5 protein-coding genes are annotated in these 4,436 nt (G+C 47.0%); 2 read left to right on the top strand and 3 right to left on the bottom strand.

All coding sequences use genetic code 11. From position 1 onward, the window contains the following. Positions 1 to 290 precede the first annotated feature (290 nt). The 3 genes from IGR76_12830 to IGR76_12820 form a co-directional block, all read right to left on the bottom strand. Entirely contained in the window at positions 291 to 593 is a 303-nt protein-coding gene (locus IGR76_12830; protein MBF2079365.1) for a EutN/CcmL family microcompartment protein, read from the bottom strand. Between the two features lie 6 nt (positions 594 to 599). Further along, positions 600 to 941, bottom strand: a complete 342-nt coding sequence (locus tag IGR76_12825) for a carbon dioxide-concentrating mechanism protein CcmK (GenBank protein ID MBF2079364.1) — start codon at positions 939 to 941, stop codon at positions 600 to 602. 127 nt (positions 942 to 1,068) lie between these two features. Continuing rightward, positions 1,069 to 1,377 carry a carbon dioxide-concentrating mechanism protein CcmK gene (locus tag IGR76_12820; protein ID MBF2079363.1) on the bottom strand — a complete coding sequence of 103 codons (309 nt, stop codon included), beginning with the start codon at positions 1,375 to 1,377 and terminating at the stop codon, positions 1,069 to 1,071. A gap of 899 nt (positions 1,378 to 2,276) precedes the next feature. Here IGR76_12820 and IGR76_12815 point away from each other — a divergent pair. Then, positions 2,277 to 4,139 (top strand): NAD(P)H-quinone oxidoreductase subunit F, encoded by a 1,863-nt coding sequence (locus IGR76_12815; protein MBF2079362.1) that lies wholly within the window; start codon positions 2,277 to 2,279, stop codon positions 4,137 to 4,139. Positions 4,140 to 4,210: 71 nt separating this feature from the next. Further along, positions 4,211 to 4,436, top strand: a 226-nt coding sequence (locus tag IGR76_12810; GenBank protein ID MBF2079361.1) for an NAD(P)H-quinone oxidoreductase subunit D4, incomplete at its 3' end; no start/stop codon positions are given.

Below are 4,436 nucleotides of genomic sequence, written 5' to 3'. Positions count from 1 at the left end.
AATGTTGGAAAAGGCATGGACATGCGCCGTCTCATGAATTTTAGGATGAGATAGTCGTGAGGACTTAGAGGTCGGGGAAGCAGCAGAACCTGAAATACCCATGGTCTTTCCCTCTGAAACAAACAAAGGCAGGAAATCCTTGCCGAATCTCCCTACACAACGTGCATCGATCTCTACTTTCAATAGGAATATGCTGGGTAGCTAAAAACTAATCCCAACACACTCCTATCAAAGCGATCGCACTCTCCACAATATTGACATCGCTCGAATATAGTTGCCTAGGCACAATGCTAACGATCAGAATCACGCTTGCTGTACATCAAACGATTGTCAAGATTAACCGTATCGATAATGCCGATGACTAGAGCATCAATGGGGCGAGATTCACTGCCTGGAATCCGGCGAGCAGCACTACCCCGACTCACCAGAACCCACTCATTAATCCCAGCCCCAACGCTATCTGCGGCCACTTCATAATCTGGCAGCAAGTCGCCAGACTCATCGACGTACTGTAGCATCAGGAACTTAACCCCAGTCAGACTGGGCTCTTTCTGAGTGCTAACAACGGTGCCACAAACTTTTGCAATCTGCATCAGATATTACGGGCGATTAAGAGGACGAATGCCGCTCACGCTCTCACGGAATGCTTCGACCGCCTCAGTGTAACGAATAGGCAGAACGTATTCCAAGTTTTCGTGAGGGCGCGCGATGATGTGAGTGGAGAGAACTTGACCACCATTAACACGCTTCACATTCTCAATGCCAGCAGCTACAGAAGCTTGGACTTCAGAGACATCGCCCCGAACGATAACGGTCACTCGCCCGCTGCCAATCTTCTCGTATCCTACTAAGGTTACACGCGCCGCTTTTACCATAGCGTCCGCTGCTTCCACAACCGCCGGAAAGCCCAGCGTCTCAACCATTCCAACTGCAATTGCCATTCGTTTTCTCCCTTCCAGTTATAAATCGTCTATACAGTAGACACTTCGTTACCAACCAATCGCCCACTTATCCCAATATTCCCAGATTTAAGTTGGCGATACACTCACTAGACACTTAAGCCACACTCTATGAGCGGAACTGCTCAACCGCTTCGGTATAACGAATGGGCAGAACGTACTCTAGGTTCTCGTGAGGACGAGCAATAATATGGGTCGAAAGAACTTCCCCACCATTCACGCGCTTAGCGGATTCAATACCCGCTGCCACAGAAGCCTGAACTTCAGAGACATCGCCCCGAACGATAACGGTCACTCGCCCGCTCCCAATCTTCTCATATCCCACCAAAGTTACGCGTGCTGCTTTTACCATGGCGTCCGCTGCTTCCACAACCGCTGGAAAACCACGCGTCTCAATCATTCCTACCGCAATTGGCATACCTATATCTCCTGCAGAAAAACAAACACTGTTGAATAAACTTGCCTGAAAATCGACGGGAAGACCGATATTAATTCTCAGAAAAGCACCTTAAATTTCCCATTTTTAAGAATACAGGGGGGATCTGACCTTTGACAATATAAATCAAAATGATTCTTTTTTATTGGAAAAATAATTCTTACTTATACTATTTTTTGAATAGGCGACTTGAACAGATGAGAAAAATTTCGTAGCTGGGCAGATGGCGTTGGCGAGGTTCTATATATTCCTCTAAGCTAAGCATTAATCCCAAACCTTGAAACAGACGTATCGACTAGGGTAGAGGAGATGATTATCTGGATAATCACTGGTAGCATTCAAAAAACTGAAGCGTTGGATTTCCTTGATTCCATGTTAGATATTGAGACTAAGTCTGAGACATAACACCGAGGCTGCATCTTGGTATTGCCACACCACTACTTATGGTATCAGCCTAGTGCCGTGCTTCTCTCGTTTTCTCTTTGCACTCAATGTTGCGACACCAGACTTTAAGAAAATTGACATACAAGGAGTGAATCTACGTATTTGTAAGAGTAACGGCAAGTATTACTGTTAAACTCTATGAAACGCAGAGATATAGGTTTAATGCCTTCCTCGTAGGGTTAAGCGTCCTTAATATTTCTGAAGTTTCAAGAACGCCTTAGGCTTTTGGTTACGCTTCTGAAGCTTGAGGGATTTCGCTGGACTCTAAGCCAACTCATCTTCCGTTCTGCAGTGAACGTTGTTTAGCTTGGTGATCATACAGATATTTAGGATGTGTTTCATAACGCAGAGGTTTTCAAACGATTTCTGAAGTCTGATAATCGATACCACGAAATCTAATTTTATTCGTTGCATTTTTCGTCTGAGGGCCAATCGCAATGGCACTGTTTTTGCTGCAAACTGCTTGGTTTATACCTGTATATGGTCTGATTGGGGCGATTTTGACCCTGCCTTGGTCTATCGGGTACGTGAAGCGTACTGGGCCACGGCCTGCGGTATACATCAATATTTTGATGACGTTGATAGCATTTATTCATGGCTCTATCGCGTTTGTCCAAGCGTGGGAGTATGATCCTCAGCAGCTTGCTTTTCAATGGTTTCATGCTGCGGATCTCGATATTGCCCTAGCAGTTGAACTATCCCCCGTGAGCCTAGGAGCTATGGAGCTCATTAGTGGTATTAGCTTGCTGGCTCAAATTTATGCTCTGGGATATCTAGAGAAAGATTGGTCTTTGGCTCGATTCTATGGTCTGATGGGCTTTTTTGAGGCCGCCATGACGGGCATAGCTGTTAGTGATTCGTTATTTTTTAGCTATGCATTTTTGGAGATGCTCACGCTTTCCACGTATCTACTGGTGGGGTTCTGGTATGCCCAGCCGCTGGTGGTAACGGCTGCGAGGGATGCTTTTCTAACCAAGCGGGTTGGGGACATCATTCTCTTGATGGGTATTGTGGCGCTCTCAAGTTATGGCGCAGGATTAACCTTTTCTGACTTAGCCAGTTGGGCAGAGACGAACCCGCTAACCCCTACGGCAGCTGCTCTTATTGGTTTGGCACTGATTGCAGGGCCGACAGGAAAATGTGCCCAGTTTCCCTTAAACCTATGGTTGGATGAGGCGATGGAGGGGCCAAATCCAGCTAGTATTCTTCGAAATTCGGTCGTTGTGGCAAGCGGAGCCTACGTCCTGATCAAGCTTCAGCCTGTATTCACCTTGTCACCCATTGCTGCCAACGTGCTCATCGCTATTGGGAGCATTACAGCTATTGGTGCCTCGTTGATGGCGATCGCCCAAATTGACATCAAGCGTACGTTATCCCACTCGACTAGTGCCTATTTGGGACTTGTCTTTATTGCAGTTGGGTTAGGGCATGTGGATATAGCATTTTTGCTCTTGTTTACCCATGGACTGGCAAAAGCGCTGCTATTCATGAGTATTGGCTCTGTAATTTTGACCACCCAGGGACAAAACGTAACGGAGTTTGGGGGGCTATGGTCGCGTATGCCCGCCACAACAGGCGCATTTGCGATCGGTTCACTCAGTCTAATTGTGGCTTTTCCCCTAGGCGGATTTTGGACTTTGCAACGCTGGACAGGGGGATTGTGGGATGTACCAGGTTGGCTCCTTGCTGTCCTAGTGTTTGTGAATGCCCTGAGTGCGTTCAACTTGACTCGCGTTTTTCGCTTAACGTTTCTTGGTGAACCACAGCCGAAAACTCGACGTGCCCCAGAGGTACCTTGGCCAATGGCGGTACCAATGGTGGTCTTGATGGTGCTCAATCTCTTAGATTTCACGGTTCCGCAGCACTGGTCTTTGTGGCTAAGCTTGACCTCTCCGTTGGATACCGGGACGCATATGGTGAACCAAATAGCGCTCCCATTGTTAGTTTTTGCAGGATTTCTGGGCTGTTTTATTGCCTTTAGAGTGGAATTGCAACGGTTGTCGGCTCGGCCTGTTAATGCCTCAATACGGTTTATTCAAGATTTTCTGGCCTATGACTTTTACATTCAAAAGTTATACGACCTAACCGTAGTATGGTTTGTCACTGCGATATCCAACCTCGCGTCTTGGTTCGATCGCTACATCATTGATGGAATGGTGAATTTAGTAGGCTTAGCCGCTATTTTTAGTGGGCAGGGCTTGCGGTATAACGTTTCGGGACAGTTCCAGTTCTATGTGCTGACTATTTTGCTGGGGGTCGGTCTTTTGCTTACTGTCACAATGTTTCTACCTAGTCTGTAGCCTTCCCCAACGGGTGTTGAGCCGTTTTGCAACGATAGCGTTGATGTTGTTAAGGTGCGAGATTTCCTGAGATGCTAAGTGCTTTAATTTGGATTCCGGTATTAGGAGCAATTCTGATTTCATTGCTGCCACCCGACTTAAAGCCTGATCGCTATCGGGCGATCGCGATCGCCCTTGTAACTGGGCTTTTGGCTTGCACGGGACTTGTGGCCTATCAATTCAATCCCGCTGAGGGCAGTATGCAAATGGCGGAATACATTCCGTGGCTGCCTTGGCTCGGTTTGAATTACAGCATCG

The organism is Synechococcales cyanobacterium T60_A2020_003, from assembly GCA_015272205.1.
GTDB lineage: Bacteria > Cyanobacteriota > Cyanobacteriia > RECH01 > RECH01 > JACYMB01.
Note: the sequence above shows the minus strand (reverse complement) of the source record. Positions and strands in the feature narration are given on the sequence as shown.